The organism is Kosakonia sp. MH5 (assembly GCF_009935945.1).
GTDB lineage: Bacteria > Pseudomonadota > Gammaproteobacteria > Enterobacterales > Enterobacteriaceae > Kosakonia > Kosakonia radicincitans.
Map to the genome: position 1 here is coordinate 207,958 of NZ_QODH01000004.1, position 14,885 is coordinate 222,842.

The window sequence follows — 14,885 nt, forward strand, 5'->3', positions numbered from 1 at the left end:
TAGGTTGCTTAATTTTTGCTTGCGCGTAACGGGAAACAAAACGTGATCTAACGCACATTTCATCCCCCAGAGATCGAAGCGAATGTCTACGCTTTATAGATAGCCGGGACACACCCGTCATTTTTTACGACGACATCCGGAGGCCAGAGCCACTATGTTCAACCAGAAACTACAAAGCGCAGAAAACGTCGAGTTTATCATCGAAGAAGAGCTTCTCTATGAAACCGATCCGTGCGAGTTAAAACTGGATGAAATGATTGAAGCGGAGCCGGAACCCGAAATGATCGAAGGGCTGCCGGCGTCCGATGCGCTGACGCCTGCCGATCGTTACCTTGAATTGTTTGAACACGTGCAGTCGTCACGTCTCTTTGCCGACAGCAAAACCTTCCCCGACTGTGCGCCGAAACGGGATCCGCTCGACATTCTGATTCGCTATCGCAAAATTAAACGCAAACCCGAGTTCGACCTGAAGCAGTTCGTGAAAGCGCATTTCTGGCTGCCGGAAAACACGACTAAAGAGTATGTTTCCAATCCAGAGCATTCGCTGAAAGAGCATATCGACAATCTGTGGCCGGTGCTGACCCGCGAGCCACAGGATCATATTCCGTGGTCATCGCTGCTGGCGCTGCCGCAGGCATACATTGTGCCGGGCGGTCGATTCAGAGAGACCTACTACTGGGACTCTTACTTCACCATGCTGGGGCTGGCGGAGAGCGGCCGTGACGATCTGCTGCGCTGTATGGCCGATAACTTCGCGTGGATGATCGAACGCTACGGCCATATTCCGAACGGCAACCGGACTTACTATCTGAGCCGTTCGCAGCCGCCGGTTTTCGCTCTGATGGTGGAACTGTTCGAAGAGGATGGCGTGCGCGGCGCGCGGCGCTACCTTGAACATCTGCTGATGGAGTACGCTTTCTGGATGGATGGCGCGGAATCGCTGGTGCTGAACCAGGCTTACCGCCATGTCGTGCGGATGCCGGACGGTTCGCTGCTTAACCGTTACTGGGACGATCGCGATACGCCACGAGACGAATCCTGGCTGGAGGACGTGGAAACCGCCCGCCACTCCGGTCGCCCGGCGAATGAAGTTTATCGCGACTTGCGCGCAGGTGCCGCCTCCGGCTGGGATTACTCTTCCCGCTGGCTCCGTGACGCGCACCGGCTGGCGAGCATTCGCACCACGCAGTTTATTCCCATCGATTTGAACGCCTTTCTGTTCAAACTGGAAAGCGCGATCGCCAATATTTCCGGGCTGAAAGGCGATCGCGAGCGTGAAGCGGAATTCCGCCAGAAAGCGAGCGATCGCCGGGCGGCGGTTAACCGCTATCTGTGGGATGAGGAGAATGGCTGCTACCGCGATTACGACTGGCGCCGAGAAGAGATGGCGCTGTTCTCCGCCGCCAGTATCGTGCCGCTGTACGTCGGTATGGCGACGCATGAACAGGCGGATCGGCTGGCAGAATCGGTGAAAAATCGTCTGCTCACACCTGGCGGCATTCTGGCGACGGAATATGAAACTGGCGAACAGTGGGATAAACCCAACGGCTGGGCGCCATTACAGTGGATGGCGGTGCAGGGCTTTAAGCTTTACGGTAACGACGCGCTGGGTGACGAGATCGCCCGCAGTTGGCTGAAAACGGTGAATCACTACTACCAGAATCACCACAAGCTGATCGAGAAGTACCATATTGCCAGCAGCACACCGCGCGAAGGGGGCGGGGGGGAATACCCGTTGCAGGACGGTTTCGGCTGGACAAACGGCGTGGTGCGCCGGTTAATCGGGCTGTACGGCGAGCCGTAATGCTCGCCGCCTTTCGTTAATTGCGCCATCGGGCTAAACGCCTGATGGCGCTTCGCTTATCAGGCCATCTTAATTGATGGCGTTATAAATGGCGGTCTGAATATCCGCCCACTTACGGTTTTCGTCACCCGGCTCTGCCTGGTAACGCAACTGCGCCTGTTCCATCTCATAACGCTGACGCTCAACCACCGGTTTTATGGTGCAAAATGCCCGTAAATAACTTTTCCCGATCGATGACAACCCCTTGTTATTCACCGCCATTTCATGGGTCAACGTGCTGATAAACCGACGGCAGGGGCGACTCTCATCCATTTGTATCCGGTAACGCAGCAGCATATCCAGCACCTCGGTATAATTGGCCGCCACCGCCTGCTCCGTCCACGACAGTTTCCAGTTCATTCCGGTACGCAAAAACAGCGACACCACGCGCGTATCGTTACGATCGATTGCCGCGCGGAAGTTGTTCTCGTCGCGCGGCAGCCCCATGCGGCTCAGCTCCTCTTTCGGCGAGATTTTTTCCTTATCCTGCGAAATGGGCACCGTAATGCCACTGCCGCGCGCCATCGGTGCCTGAACATCACTGAGGAACAGCCAGAAGCCGCCAATCGCCACGATCAGCGCCACCACGGCCACCGAACCCCATAACATGCTGACAAACAGCTGCTCCCGCTCTTCACGGCTACGTACCGGGCGTTTAGCCGGTCTGTCGATACTGTCACGCATTGGCATCGCATCACCTCCTGCGGCGCGGTCTTTTTTCCGCGCCTGCTCCCAGAAAGCGTCTAAGTTATCGCCCGCCTCGCGCAATATTTCAGCGGGATTAGTTGTGGTGCGCCCCTCTTCCCATGCGCGTTGTACCGGCCCCGTAATCTGCGGATAGTAGCTATCCAGTAAACTGAGTTGACTGGAGGTCAGCGGCTGTCCCGCCACGACCAAAGCGCGCATGTGCCGCACATCGTCGAGGAACGTGTGCAACGTTTTACGCGTTTCCAGATACAGGTTTAATACCGCGTTATCGTTAAACAAACGGGCGTAATGCTGGCTGAACTCTTTTTTATCCACCAGCAACAACGCCAGCTCGCTAAAGCGCATCCCGCTCAAAACATCGTCGCGATCGCCCAGCCGCAGCCAGCGGCGCACATGATCGGCGCCAAACTGCATTTTCAAATGGTTACGCAGTCGTTCCGTATCCGGCCACGCCTGCGCCACCAGCGAGGTGATCATTATCTCCAGCGCGCGCAGTTGCTGCTGAGCGCGCTGCTGCTGGTTCTCCTCCACTTCGAGCGACGTGCTGTAGCTGAGTAACGGCTGCCGGGTGCGCAGATTTTCCAGCGCACTAACAAAGCGGAGCGCGGCAATCAGTTGATTTTCCGTCACGTTCTGCCCGCTCTCATAGCGCGGGACAAGCTGCTGCAAATGACGGAGCTGCAAAGTGAACTGTGTTAATTCCGCATCGTTGAGTTTAAGTCGTTTAGCCACCGCGCCCCAGCCACCCATACTCAGGCGCGCAATATCAAGTTGTTCTAAAAACCAGCGCGGATCTTTACCCTCGTCGAAACGGACATTCAGTAATAACAGAATTTCGACGGACGCCTGGCGAATCACGGCAATGCATTTTTCAAACTGTTCACCCGTATTAACAGGGGCGTTACTTGTCATTATTTTCCTTTAAGTACAACTTAAGAAATAATTATCTGGCCAATGTCAGCGCTGAATTTTTTCTTTAATTACGTGTAGTTAAAAGATAGACCACTTAAGGATTATGATCAGTGATACTGGTTTCAACGCCTAAAAAAAAACGGCTGGAGACATTCATCATGCTTATATTTCATACGCCCAGACTGACCTGTTCGCCGCTGTCTGAAGAGGACTGGCCCTTTTTTCTTGCGCTGCAACAGCACCCCGATGTGATGCGTTACGTTTCGGATACCCGCAGTGAACAGGAGATCCGCGCGGCGTTTGACGCCCGTCTGCCTGAATGGCACCCCGGCAGCCCGCACTGGCTCTGTTTGCTGGTACGCGATAACGCCACCAACGCGCCACTGGGGGTGACCGGCTATATCCACCGTGAGGATGATTGCGCCGAAGTGGGGTTCCTGTTTGCGCCGCAAGCGCAGGGCAGAGGTTACGGCCAGGAATCCCTTACCGCCCTGTGTCATTACGCGTTTAACCAGGGCGGTATTCGTCGGCTGGTCGCCACAGTTACCGCCGGGAATCTGGCTTCGCGCCGTTTACTGGAAAAAACAGGGTTTGTACTGGAAGGTGAACTGCGGGAGGCCTGGTGGCTGGCGGGAGCGTGGCATAACGACTGGCTGTTTGGCTTACTGCGCCATGAATATACAGAAAAAGGCTAATTTATCAGCACATCGCACGCCCTTCTGCCAGGCTTAAAGACGTGTTCCGGCAACTGACAGGAGAAGTTATGAAGAAAACTGTGCTCACCCTCTGTGTAGCAACACTGTTCTCCATGACGGCATTCGCCGAAGATTCACCCGGCCTGAAAACCGATAAAGCCCCGCCGCCACCACACAAAATGGAGGATGGCTACCGTGGAATGGAAGATGCGCGAAGTTCCACCATCAAAGACGTAAAAGCCATGCATGACGGCGCATCCGTCTCGCTACGCGGCAACCTGGTGAAAAAGGAGAGCGAGGATCGCTACCTGCTTCGCGATAAAACAGGCGAGATAAACGTAGTGATTCCGCTGACGCTATTTGACGGCAAATCCGTATCGCCGGATGAACTCGTCGGTATCAGCGGCTCGCTGGATAAAAAGCAGCAGCCCGCGTTTATCCGGGTTACGCATTTTCAGAAACAGTAGCCAATGCGCGCCCGGCAGCCAGAAGCCCGCCGGGCGTCGTTATTTTACAGGAACATACCGCCAGAAACTTCCACGCGCTGCGCGTTCATCCAGCCCAGCTCATCGCTCAGCAACGCTGCCATCGCATCGCCAATATCGTCCGGCAGACCTACGCGCCCCAGTGCGGTTTGCGCAGCGATATACTGATTAATCTGCTCATTATCACGCACCTGGCCGCCGCCAAAATCGGTTTCGATAGCGCCCGGCGCGATGATATTCACTGCAATTCCGCGCGCGCCAAGCTCTTTTGCCTGATAACGGGTCAATACTTCCATCGCCCCTTTCATTGACGCATAAACGGCATATCCTGACTGGCAAAAACGCGTCAGGCCGCTGGAAACATTAAGAATGCGACCGCCATTTTTCAGCAGCGGCAGCAGATTCTGCGTCAGGAAGAATGGCCCTTTCATGTGGATGTTCACCAGTTGGTCAAACTGCGCTTCGGTGGTTTCAGCAAACGCCGCGCGAATGCCGATTCCGGCATTGTTCAATAAACAATCGAACGTCTCACGCTGCCAGACCTGTTTCAACTGTTCATGGACTTCATGGGTAAAGGCAGCAAAACTCGAAATATCGCCGACGTTCAATTGCAATGCTACAGCTTTCACGCCTTTTTGTTCAATTTCGCGTACGACTTTCTGTGCTTCTTCGGCATTGCTGTTGTAGGTCAGGATAATGCCCGTTCCCTTCGCTGCCAGCTTCAGGGCCGCATTTTTACCCAGCCCACGGCTGCCACCTGTCACTAATGCAATAGGTTGTGTCATAAGGAACCTCGTTTTCGCTGATGTAGAGAGTGAGAAAAGCTTATTAACTGAGACAGAAACAATAAAGATGCTAAATTAAGCTTCACTGTTTCGTTCACGACAACAATAGAGTGTCGACATGGATAAAATTTACGCAATGCAACTGTTCATCCGCGTCGCGGAACTGGAGAGTTTTTCCCGGGCGGCGGATTCAATGGGATTACCTAAAGGTAGCGTATCTCGCCAGATTCAGGCGCTGGAAACCCATCTCGGCACCCAATTGTTGCACCGCACCACCCGCCGGGTACAGCTCACGCAGGACGGCATGGTCTATTACGAGCGGGCAAAAGATCTGTTAGCGAATATGGACGAGCTGGACGGCCTGTTTTTGCACGACCCTTCCAGCATCAGCGGGCGATTGCGCGTGGATATGCCGGTCGGTGTGGCGAAGAATCTGGTGCCGCGCTTGCCCGCTTTCGTGCAGCAGTACCCCGGTATTGAACTGGAGTTGAGCAGCAGCGATCGGCTGGTGGATATCATCCGCGAAGGCTTCGACTGCGTGGTACGCGTTGGTACGCTGAAAGATTCCGGCTTAATCGCCCGCCAACTGGGTCGGTTATCGGTCATTAATTGCGCCAGCCCCGATTATCTGGCGCGTTTCGGTTACCCGGAAAATCTGGATGATTTGTCCTCTCATGCGTTGGTGCATTACACGGTGAATCTCGGTACGCGTCCGCAAGGTTTTGAAGTCTGGCAGGATAAGCAGACGCGGTGGGTAAAAACCGGCGGCATTCTGACAGTCAACAGCACCGAAACCTATCAGGCCGCCTGCCTTGCCGGGCTGGGGATTATTCAGGTGCCTCGTATCGGCGTGCGCGAAGCGCTGCGCGCCGGAAAGCTGGTGGAGATCCTGCCACAATATCGCGCCGAGCCGATGCCGGTCTCGCTGATTTACCCGCACCGCCGCAATCTCTCCCGCCGCGTACATCTGTTTATGGAGTGGCTGGTGACAGCGCTGAAAGATTATGTCGATTAGCGCCAGGCTATAATTTCCGTTACAGACATATTCAGGAGAAGGAAAAAAGCGCTGATGACGCCGGAAAATCATGAAAAACGCCCGACGCAAGACCTCGACTATGAACCCGTAAGGAAAATGACGGAACAGCCTGCACAGCAGAAGAACGCCACGGAAGGAAAAGTCAGCAGCACGCTGGCGACCGTGACCAGCACGGCGCAAAAACTCCAGCGCCTTCCCGTCATCGCGCACCTGATCCGCGCCGCAGAACGCTTTAATGATCGTATGGGAAACCAGTTTGGCGCGGCCATCACCTACTTCTCTTTTCTGTCGATGATCCCGATTCTGATGGTCTCGTTTGCCGCCGCCGGGTTTGTGCTGGCCTCGCATCCAACATTGTTACAGGACATCTTCGACAAAATTGTGTTGAGCGTCAGCGATCCGACCATGGCGGCAATGCTGAAGAACACCATCAATATTGCCGTACAACAGCGCACTACGGTGGGGATTGTCGGGCTGGCCATCGCCCTCTACTCCGGCGTGAACTGGATGGGCAACCTGCGCGAGGCAATTCGCGCCCAGTCGCGCGATGTCTGGGAGCGTAATGCCCAGGACGCGGAGAAAATCTGGGTGAAATATTTCCGCGACTTTATTTCGCTGATTGGTCTGCTGATAGCCCTGATTATCACATTGTCGATCACCTCGATTGCCGGTTCAGCGCAGCAGATGATTATCTCGGCGCTCTATCTCGACAATATCGAGTGGCTAAAACCAGCCTGGCGGCTGATTGGCCTGGTGATCTCGATATTCGCCAACTATCTGCTCTTTTTCTGGATTTTCTGGCGCTTGCCGCGTCATCGCCCGCGCAAAAAAGCGCTGATCCGCGGCACCTTTATCGCTGCCATTGGTTTTGAGGTGATCAAAATCGTGATGACCTGGACGCTGCCATCGCTGGTGAAATCGCCCTCCGGCGCGGCGTTTGGTTCAGTCCTTGGGCTGATGGCGTTCTTCTACTTCTTTGCCCGCCTGACGCTGTTCTGCGCCGCATGGATTGCCACCGCGCAATACAAAGGTGATCAGCGCATGCCGGATAAAACCCGCCACTAAATTCGCGATCGGGCTGAGTGAAAATGTAAAATATCAGCCCGCTCTCGCTTTTTAGCATGAAAATCCAGGCCGTAACTTTTATTTAACCGAAAACCAGTTTTATCCACTAATTTATAAAATATGTGAAGCATTTCATGGAAGAGAAATCGCACGTGTGAAAATTATCCGCTTTTTGCGTATTTTTCATGCGATCTGCCGTTTTGTTACAGATTGAAATGTCGCTTTTGCTGTGGCTAATATGGCTGTTCGTTCGCGCAAAAATAAGAAAATTCTATGCAAGCTACAGCTACCACTTTCGACAACGAGCAGGAAAACCCACCGGTAAACTCACGCAATAAAGTCGTCGTTGCTTCTCTGATCGGCACCGCCATCGAGTTCTTCGACTTCTATATTTACGCGACCGCTGCGGTGATTGTGTTCCCGCATATCTTCTTCCCGCAGGGCGACCCAACGGCAGCCACGCTGCAATCGCTGGCGACCTTCGCCATTGCCTTTATCGCGCGTCCGATCGGCTCTGCAGTGTTTGGCCACTTCGGCGACCGCGTTGGCCGCAAAGTGACGCTGGTGGCATCGCTGCTGACCATGGGCATCTCTACCGTGGTGATCGGCCTGCTGCCGGGCTACGAAACGATCGGCGTAATGGCGCCGTTGCTGCTGGCGTTGGCCCGTTTTGGCCAGGGTCTGGGGCTTGGCGGCGAGTGGGGCGGCGCAGCTCTGCTGGCCACGGAAAACGCCCCGCCGCGCAAACGCGCGCTGTACGGTTCTTTCCCGCAGTTGGGCGCGCCAATCGGCTTCTTCTTCGCGAACGGCACGTTCCTGCTGCTCTCCTGGCTGCTGACCGACGAACAGTTTATGAACTGGGGTTGGCGCGTACCGTTTATCTTCTCTGCGGTACTGGTGCTGATCGGCCTGTATGTACGCGTTTCGCTGCATGAAACGCCGGTGTTCGCTAAAGTCGCGGCAGCGAAAAAACAGGTCAAAATTCCGCTAGGTACGCTGCTGACCAAACACGTCCGCGTGACGGTGCTGGGTACCTTTATCATGCTGGCAACCTACACGCTGTTCTACATCATGACGGTCTATTCAATGACGTTCAGCACCTCGCCGCAGGGGCTTGGCATGCCGCGTAATGAAGTGCTGTGGATGCTGATGATGGCAGTGATTGGCTTCGGCGTGATGGTGCCGGTGGCGGGCCTGCTGGCCGATGCGTTTGGCCGTCGCAAAAGCATGGTGATCATCACCACGCTTATCATTCTGTTCGCGCTGTTTGTCTTCCCGCCGCTGCTGGGTTCCGGTAACCCGGCGCTGGTGATGACTTACCTGCTGATTGGCTTAAGCCTGATGGGGCTGACTTTCGGCCCGATGGGCGCACTGCTGCCGGAACTGTTCCCGACCGAAGTGCGTTATACCGGTGCGTCATTCTCCTATAACGTGTCGTCCATTCTCGGCGCGTCCGTGGCACCGTATATCGCCACCTGGTTGCAGGCGAATTACGGCCTGATGTATGTCGGGTTCTACCTGGCGGCCATGGCGGGGTTAACGCTGATTGCACTGCTGCTGACCCACGAAACTAAACACCAGTCGCTGTAATCCTTTCTCCCTCTCGCCACCGGCGAGAGGGTCAATTCTTAATGTTTCATCTGCGTCAAAATCGTCTGGCACTGATTTTGCTCCCCTTCTGAGGGCGAGATCAGCGCCAGCAACGCGGCCGCCGGAGTCACTAACGTCGCCAGCGCCGCGGCTACTGCGCCGCGCGCAATCAGCGGCCCGGCTTTAACCCCGGCCTGCGGATTTTTGAAGCTACCGCGCACATACAACGGCGAGCGCAGCGTCACGATACGAATGCCTTTACTCTCCGGATCGATGGTTAAATCCAGTTGCTCAGAAGCAAAGCTGGCGGTGCCGGTGACATTAATCAGCGCATTTTCAGTGTCGAAAGCGAAGATTTGCGGACGCGCCACGCCGTTCGTCAGATCCAGATTGGCCGCCGCGCAGTTGACCCGCACTTCGTCATCGCCAAACAACTGGCCGATAACATAGTTGCCCACGTTCAGGCCGAGGATCTCCATCAAATTGCGGCTCACCAGCCCGTCATTCATCAGCAGCTTGAGATTGCCATTACTGGTGCCGAGCAGCGCGGCGACCGAGTTCCCGACGCCACGAATGTCCGCATCGCCGTTCATCTCGCCAAGTGTTTTTTGCATCAGCTCAACGTTCGGCATCAGTTGTTTTAACTTCAGCCGCCGCGCCTGGATCTCTGCGCGGCCCTGCATCGGTTTTTTATCCCCTTCAAAATGGAGGTTCGATGAGATAGTGCCGCCCGCGAGGCCAAATTTCAGCGGTTGCAGGCGCAGGTCAGCGTTATTAAGGATGATGTGCGTGGAGAGGTCGCTGATGGGCAACGTTGAACCATGCTCAATACGACGGCCTTTAAAGCGGACATCGGCATCCATCACATCCCATTTATCGGTTTCAAAACGATCGTACGGCAGCACTTTGCCCGCTGGTTGCACCGATTTTTCCCCTTTTTGCTGCTCACTGTGTATGGAGTGCTGTCCCCCTTTGCCGGAATCAACGCCAATGAGCGGCCCCAAATCCGCCAGCCGCAACTGGCGCGACTCGACATCGCCTTCCAGTTTCGGGCGCGGTTTACCGGTGGTGTAATTGAGCGAGCCGTGAATGTCGCTGTCGCCGATATGGCCGTTGAAATCGCGGTAATCAAATGCCGAGCCTTTTTCACTGTCGATCTTCGCCACCAGATGACCGTCGGTCTCGAACGGCGGCGTATCCGGCAACAGCACGCCGGTTAAGTCATACAGATCGCCCAGCGAATCGCCGCCGAACTTCAGTTGCAGATCGACGCCACCGATGTTCAGCGGATCGTTGACCGTACCAACAAACGCGACGCGGGTATTGCCGGAGCGAAAATCCGCCTGCACCGGGAAAGGCGTTCCTTCGCTACGCAGCGACAGCATGCCGCCGATTTTCCCCGTCCCGGAGAGCGGCTGTCCGTTGTAGCGCCCTTTTGCCGTCAGGCCAAAGACATAATCGCCCGCTTTCGTTTTACCATCGTTTTTGCCGGTCACTTCGCTAAATGGCAACGGCTTACCGAGTGGATCGACGAGGATCTCGATATCAGCGCGCGTCACCGCATCATCAATGGCAATACGCCCGCGATCGAAGAGAATGTTATCAAGGCGAAATGACCATGAAGAGGGCTGTGCATTCGTCTCTTTATTGGTGTCGCTGGCGAGGGTGAAGGTCCAGTTATTGAGTTTTTCTGAGCGGCGAATAAGGCGGGCATCCGGCTGTTGCAGTTTGATCCACGGCAGATAGACCGTTTTGCTGAGCAGCGCCAGCGGTGCCAGCGTGGCTTCTACACGCGGCAGATGCACCATGGCCACTTCATCAATGCCCGGCGGATTGCCCAGCATAATATCGTCAGCGTGAACATGCGGCCACGGCACCCAACTGCGCCAGCCGGTCTCCTCTTTTTGCCGCTCCCAGACCACGCCCAGATCGCCACGAATGGCAAACGGACGATTCAGTTCGGCGGAGACTTTTTCATTAATGGTGGGTTTCAGGCGGTTCCAGTCGAAAGTGGCGATGATAACGACGGCAACCACAATCAGTAACAGTACGGTGGCTATAACAGCGGTGATCGCTTTACGCGTTTTTGTCATTGTTTCCCTTTCCTCTTAAGCCTTACCTCTCATAAAGATAGTTTAGGCTCACTGAAAGGGCGGAATTACAAATCGAGTATCACATGTTCAAGTCGGGCCAGAGGAACCGGACGCGACAGAAAATAGCCCTGCGCCGCAAAAGCCGGAGACTCCTGCACATCGCGCCACTCTTCAAGGGTTTCAACCCCTTCAACGATAACGCCCTGACAGTAGCGGTTCATCAACTGCAACAGCATGGTGAACAGGTTTTGCCCTTCCGGAGTTTTACGCAGCATGATAAACAGGTCGCGCGCCACTTTGATGTAGTCGTAACGCACTTCGCTCAGCGCCGAGAAATTCGCCATTCCGGTGCCGAAATCATCCAGCCACAGCGGGCCAATTTCGCTGATCGACGCAAAGGTAGAATCCTGCGGTAAACGAATGTGCTCCACCAGTTCAAAACGGATCCACGGCAGCGACTCGACCAGCGCCATCAGTCGCGTATTCTCGCGCATCGCCAGCAGCGTCGGGCCATCGACATTGACCGAAGCCAGCACATCGTTATCAGCGAAGAAAGTGCGCTGTTCTGCCAGCAATTCGACCTGCTCATGTACCACTTCTACGCGCAGGCGCACGGGGATTTGGCTGAAATAACAATCGGGGGCAATTCGCTGATCCGGCTGTGACGGATGCGTCACAATGGTCAATACTTCAACAGCCATCAGACGACCATCGGTTTTATAGATGGGTTGATAAGTATAAGCACGTTCGCATTGCAGCCAATAGCGACGCTCCTCAAGGCTTTCAATGCTCGCTTCAGGAATGTTTAGCCGCTGGATGACCTGCTTTAACTTCATGTCTGGTGTCCTGTCGATGGGGATGAGCTGGAACAACTCGTCAATGGGTTATCGGCGCTACGACTAAGAACTTTATGTCCTGCTTTTCGGCAAAATTAAAAACCAGGATGCAGGAATCTGCGCAGAACAGGGTTTAGCTCAAAAAAATACTGGAACGTTGTTTTAATATGATTGACCGCGCTTCACGCAAAACGCACACTACTGTTAATTTATCTGATCCAGGTTCACGACTATGTCCAGGAAAATTGCCGTTATCGGCGAATGCATGATCGAATTGTCACAAAAAGGCGCAGAAGTTAATCGTGGCTTTGGTGGCGATACCCTTAACACCTCCGTTTATATCGCCCGCCAGGTCAATCCGTCAGCGCTTTCTGTGCACTACGTTACGGCACTTGGCACCGACAATTTCAGCCAGCAGATGCTCGACGCCTGGCAGAGCGAAGATGTCGATACCCGTCTGACGCAGCGCATGGAAAACCGCCTGCCGGGCCTGTACTACATCGAAACCGACAGCACTGGCGAGCGCACGTTCTATTACTGGCGCAACGAAGCAGCGGCGAAATTCTGGCTGGAGAGCGAGCAGTCTGCGGCAATCTGCGAAGAACTGGCGTCATTCGACTATCTCTATCTGAGCGGTATCAGCCTGGCGATTTTAAGCCCGGCCAGCCGCAACAAGCTGCTGTCTCTGATGCAAACCTGCCGCGCCAACGGCGGCAAAGTCATCTTTGATAACAACTACCGTCCGCGCCTGTGGGCCAGCAAAGAAGAGACGCGCCAGGTCTATCAGCAAATGCTGGCCTGCACCGACATCGCGTTCCTGACGCTGGACGATGAAGATCTGTTGTGGGGCGAAAAACCGGTCGAAGAGGTTATCGAACGCACGCAGCGCGCAGGCGTAAAAGAAGTGGTGATTAAGCGCGGCGCAGACTCTTGCCTGGTGGCGATTGCCGGTGAAGCGCTGGTTGAAGTGCCGGCCGTGAAACTGCCGAAAGAGAAAGTGATCGATACAACGGCGGCAGGTGACTCCTTCAGCGCGGGCTACCTGGCCGTACGCTTGACCGGCGGCGATGCCACGGCAGCGGCAAAACGTGGTCACTTAACGGCCAGTACGGTCATTCAGTATCGCGGGGCGATTATTCCGCGCGAAGCAATGCCAAAGTCAGAGTAAAGCTTCTGCCCCCTCTCAACCTTGCGGAAGAGAGAGGGCACACATTACTGCTGCGGCGGGATATCCGACACATCGGTATGCCCGTCGTCACCCGCTGCAGGCGCTGCTGCGGAACCCGCCGGGCGCATCACGTCATCCCACGTTGCCTGCAACTCTTTCATGTTGTATTCCGGCTCGCCTTTCGGCTGCATCAGAATCAACGCCATATCCTGCGACAACTGCTGATGCAGATCCTGATTCAGCATCTCCGGCGTAAGGCCATTTAAGAAGCTCTGACGCAGCTTTTGGTACTGCTCCGGCGCGATATCCACCACCTGGTTCTGCCACGATCGCAGCCGCTGGCCGATCAAAATATCGGTATCGGCGCGGGCGTAGGTCGCGAAAAGCTTTTGCAGTTCAAGGTTTTTCTGCGCAATCAGCGCCTTAAACTCCTCTTCCGGCAGACCTTTTTCACGGACTTTCGCCAGTTCACGCGCGATCACACCGACATTGGCGCTGAGCTTGTCGTTTGGCGTATCGACATTAATGGCGCACTGCGCGCGCTGGAACAGCACGCGGCAATCAAAGCCCAGGCCGATCTCTTTGGCGTTATTTTTCGTCAGGTTCTGCTGGATATGCCAGAACAGCGCTTCGCGCGCCAAATCTGCACGCCAGTAGCGTTCCAGCGCTGCGGATTCGCGGATTGGCTGCCAGGCGGAATCCCACATAATCGACAATCGATCCTGGGTCACCGACTCGCTCATCAGGCTGACCGCCTGGCGCGGCAGCGGAGAAAGTGTGGCCACCGGCGTTGGCGTCTGGCGTTTACCTTTCAGCTCGCCGAAGGTTTTGCTAATTTGCTCGGCCACCGCGCGGCTGTCCACATTGCCGACCACTACCAGCGTCATCGCGTCCGGCGTGTACCATTTTTCGTAGTACGCTTTCAGCTGTGCCGCATCAATCGGCTCTTTCAGCGTTTCGGCGGGATCGTGTCCCAGCAGCGACGAACCCTTCAGACGGTAGCGCCACCAGCTATCTTTGGTATCCGCAGGCCAGGTTGCCACCATATCGTTACTGGCGAGCGCGTGACTGATGGTGGCAGGCGTAATGGTGAGTTTGCCCGTCGCATCCGCCAGATAGACCAGCGCTTCTTTCAGCAGGTCCGTGCGGTTATTCGGCAGGCTCAGGTTGTACTGCGTGTATTCATAGGAGACCAGCGCCGGCGGCAGCGGGCGTTTAGGGTCGATCCCTTGTTGCCACAGCGAACGAACCTGCGCCGGTTCAAGACTACCGCTGTGGGTCAGTGCGACGCGGGGAATAAAATGGGTGTAGCCGCTCTGCTGCGTGCTTTCGGCGAGCGAACCGGTATCAATAGACAGGCGAATTTCAATGCGATCGCTGGGACGCTGCGGCGTGGCCAATACCTGCCACTGAAAACCGTTCGCCAGTGTCCCCTGTTGCCAGGCCGGGTCGGGCTGGAGCGCATCTGCCTGCACATAACCGACAGCTGCCAGCATCAGCAAACCGCCCGTTAACAGTCGAATTTTTGTGCCCTGCATGTGAACCCCTAATCAACATTCCTGGTTAAAAAGTATGCCCGCCAGAAGGAGGCTAAAGAGAGATAAAAACACTTCGCTTTTAGACCGCAGGAAACGCAAAACGTCACAACACGAAGCGAATTTTCCCGAAA

12 protein-coding genes are annotated in these 14,885 nt (G+C 55.2%); 7 read left to right on the forward strand and 5 right to left on the reverse strand.

The window, feature by feature from the left end; all coding sequences use genetic code 11:
* The first annotated feature begins 154 nt into the window (after positions 1-154).
* Positions 155-1,804, forward strand: a complete 1,650-nt coding sequence (locus tag DK872_RS13265) for an alpha,alpha-trehalase (RefSeq protein ID WP_007369604.1) — start codon at positions 155-157, stop codon at positions 1,802-1,804.
* 69 nt (positions 1,805-1,873) lie between these two features.
* Here the strand turns inward: DK872_RS13265 and DK872_RS13270 are convergent, their stop codons facing one another.
* Positions 1,874-3,463: an STY4199 family HEPN domain-containing protein gene (locus tag DK872_RS13270; RefSeq protein ID WP_007369603.1), complete on the reverse strand. Its 1,590-nt coding sequence runs from the start codon at positions 3,461-3,463 to the stop codon at positions 1,874-1,876.
* Between the two features lie 158 nt (positions 3,464-3,621).
* Here DK872_RS13270 and DK872_RS13275 point away from each other — a divergent pair, with 158 nt between their 5' ends.
* Positions 3,622-4,158 carry a GNAT family N-acetyltransferase gene (locus tag DK872_RS13275; RefSeq protein WP_007369602.1) on the forward strand — a complete coding sequence of 179 codons (537 nt, stop codon included), beginning with the start codon at positions 3,622-3,624 and terminating at the stop codon, positions 4,156-4,158.
* 68 nt (positions 4,159-4,226) lie between these two features.
* Complete coding sequence (locus DK872_RS13280; protein ID WP_161518432.1) at positions 4,227-4,625, forward strand: YdeI family stress tolerance OB fold protein; 399 nt, start codon at positions 4,227-4,229, stop codon at positions 4,623-4,625.
* Positions 4,626-4,669: 44 nt separating this feature from the next.
* On the opposite strand, the gene DK872_RS13285 is transcribed toward DK872_RS13280, so the two are convergent.
* Positions 4,670-5,428, reverse strand: a complete 759-nt coding sequence (locus tag DK872_RS13285) for an SDR family NAD(P)-dependent oxidoreductase (protein WP_161518433.1) — start codon at positions 5,426-5,428, stop codon at positions 4,670-4,672.
* A gap of 118 nt (positions 5,429-5,546) precedes the next feature.
* Here DK872_RS13285 and DK872_RS13290 point away from each other — a divergent pair, with 118 nt between their 5' ends.
* From DK872_RS13290 to DK872_RS13300, 3 genes are all read left to right on the forward strand, one after another.
* Positions 5,547-6,443: a LysR family transcriptional regulator gene (locus tag DK872_RS13290; protein WP_035941981.1), complete on the forward strand. Its 897-nt coding sequence runs from the start codon at positions 5,547-5,549 to the stop codon at positions 6,441-6,443.
* Between the two features lie 54 nt (positions 6,444-6,497).
* Positions 6,498-7,529: an inner membrane protein YhjD gene (yhjD, locus tag DK872_RS13295; RefSeq protein ID WP_007369598.1), complete on the forward strand. Its 1,032-nt coding sequence runs from the start codon at positions 6,498-6,500 to the stop codon at positions 7,527-7,529.
* Between the two features lie 273 nt (positions 7,530-7,802).
* The gene (locus DK872_RS13300) at positions 7,803-9,119 is read left to right on the forward strand and encodes an MFS transporter (protein WP_007369597.1); all 1,317 of its coding nucleotides are present in this window, start codon (positions 7,803-7,805) and stop codon (positions 9,117-9,119) included.
* A gap of 38 nt (positions 9,120-9,157) precedes the next feature.
* Here DK872_RS13300 and DK872_RS13305 read toward each other — a convergent pair whose 3' ends face one another.
* Together DK872_RS13305 and pdeH are read right to left on the reverse strand one after the other, a co-directional pair.
* Positions 9,158-11,212 (reverse strand): AsmA family protein, encoded by a 2,055-nt coding sequence (locus tag DK872_RS13305; RefSeq protein WP_161518434.1) that lies wholly within the window; start codon positions 11,210-11,212, stop codon positions 9,158-9,160.
* A 65-nt stretch (positions 11,213-11,277) separates the two neighbouring features.
* Positions 11,278-12,048 carry a cyclic-guanylate-specific phosphodiesterase gene (gene pdeH, locus DK872_RS13310; RefSeq protein WP_161518435.1) on the reverse strand — a complete coding sequence of 257 codons (771 nt, stop codon included), beginning with the start codon at positions 12,046-12,048 and terminating at the stop codon, positions 11,278-11,280.
* A gap of 232 nt (positions 12,049-12,280) precedes the next feature.
* Between pdeH and DK872_RS13315 the strand changes: the two genes are divergently transcribed.
* Positions 12,281-13,216: a sugar kinase gene (locus tag DK872_RS13315; protein WP_072439496.1), complete on the forward strand. Its 936-nt coding sequence runs from the start codon at positions 12,281-12,283 to the stop codon at positions 13,214-13,216.
* A gap of 44 nt (positions 13,217-13,260) precedes the next feature.
* On the opposite strand, the gene DK872_RS13320 is transcribed toward DK872_RS13315, so the two are convergent.
* Positions 13,261-14,754 carry a pitrilysin family protein gene (locus DK872_RS13320; RefSeq protein ID WP_007369592.1) on the reverse strand — a complete coding sequence of 498 codons (1,494 nt, stop codon included), beginning with the start codon at positions 14,752-14,754 and terminating at the stop codon, positions 13,261-13,263.
* Positions 14,755-14,885: the final 131 nt, after the last annotated feature.

Excerpts from the sequence above, each read along its gene's own strand:
- DK872_RS13265 (WP_007369604.1), top strand. The coding sequence starts at position 155 with ATGTTCAACCAGAAACTACAAAGCGCAGAAAACGTCGAGTTTATCATC.
- DK872_RS13270 (WP_007369603.1), bottom strand. The coding sequence starts at position 3,463 with ATGACAAGTAACGCCCCTGTTAATACGGGTGAACAGTTTGAAAAATGC.
- DK872_RS13275 (WP_007369602.1), top strand. The coding sequence starts at position 3,622 with ATGCTTATATTTCATACGCCCAGACTGACCTGTTCGCCGCTGTCTGAA.
- DK872_RS13280 (WP_161518432.1), top strand. The coding sequence starts at position 4,227 with ATGAAGAAAACTGTGCTCACCCTCTGTGTAGCAACACTGTTCTCCATG.
- DK872_RS13285 (WP_161518433.1), bottom strand. The coding sequence starts at position 5,428 with ATGACACAACCTATTGCATTAGTGACAGGTGGCAGCCGTGGGCTGGGT.
- DK872_RS13290 (WP_035941981.1), top strand. The coding sequence starts at position 5,547 with ATGGATAAAATTTACGCAATGCAACTGTTCATCCGCGTCGCGGAACTG.
- yhjD (WP_007369598.1), top strand. The coding sequence starts at position 6,498 with ATGACGCCGGAAAATCATGAAAAACGCCCGACGCAAGACCTCGACTAT.
- DK872_RS13300 (WP_007369597.1), top strand. The coding sequence starts at position 7,803 with ATGCAAGCTACAGCTACCACTTTCGACAACGAGCAGGAAAACCCACCG.
- DK872_RS13305 (WP_161518434.1), bottom strand. The coding sequence starts at position 11,212 with ATGACAAAAACGCGTAAAGCGATCACCGCTGTTATAGCCACCGTACTG.
- pdeH (WP_161518435.1), bottom strand. The coding sequence starts at position 12,048 with ATGAAGTTAAAGCAGGTCATCCAGCGGCTAAACATTCCTGAAGCGAGC.
- DK872_RS13315 (WP_072439496.1), top strand. The coding sequence starts at position 12,281 with ATGTCCAGGAAAATTGCCGTTATCGGCGAATGCATGATCGAATTGTCA.
- DK872_RS13320 (WP_007369592.1), bottom strand. The coding sequence starts at position 14,754 with ATGCAGGGCACAAAAATTCGACTGTTAACGGGCGGTTTGCTGATGCTG.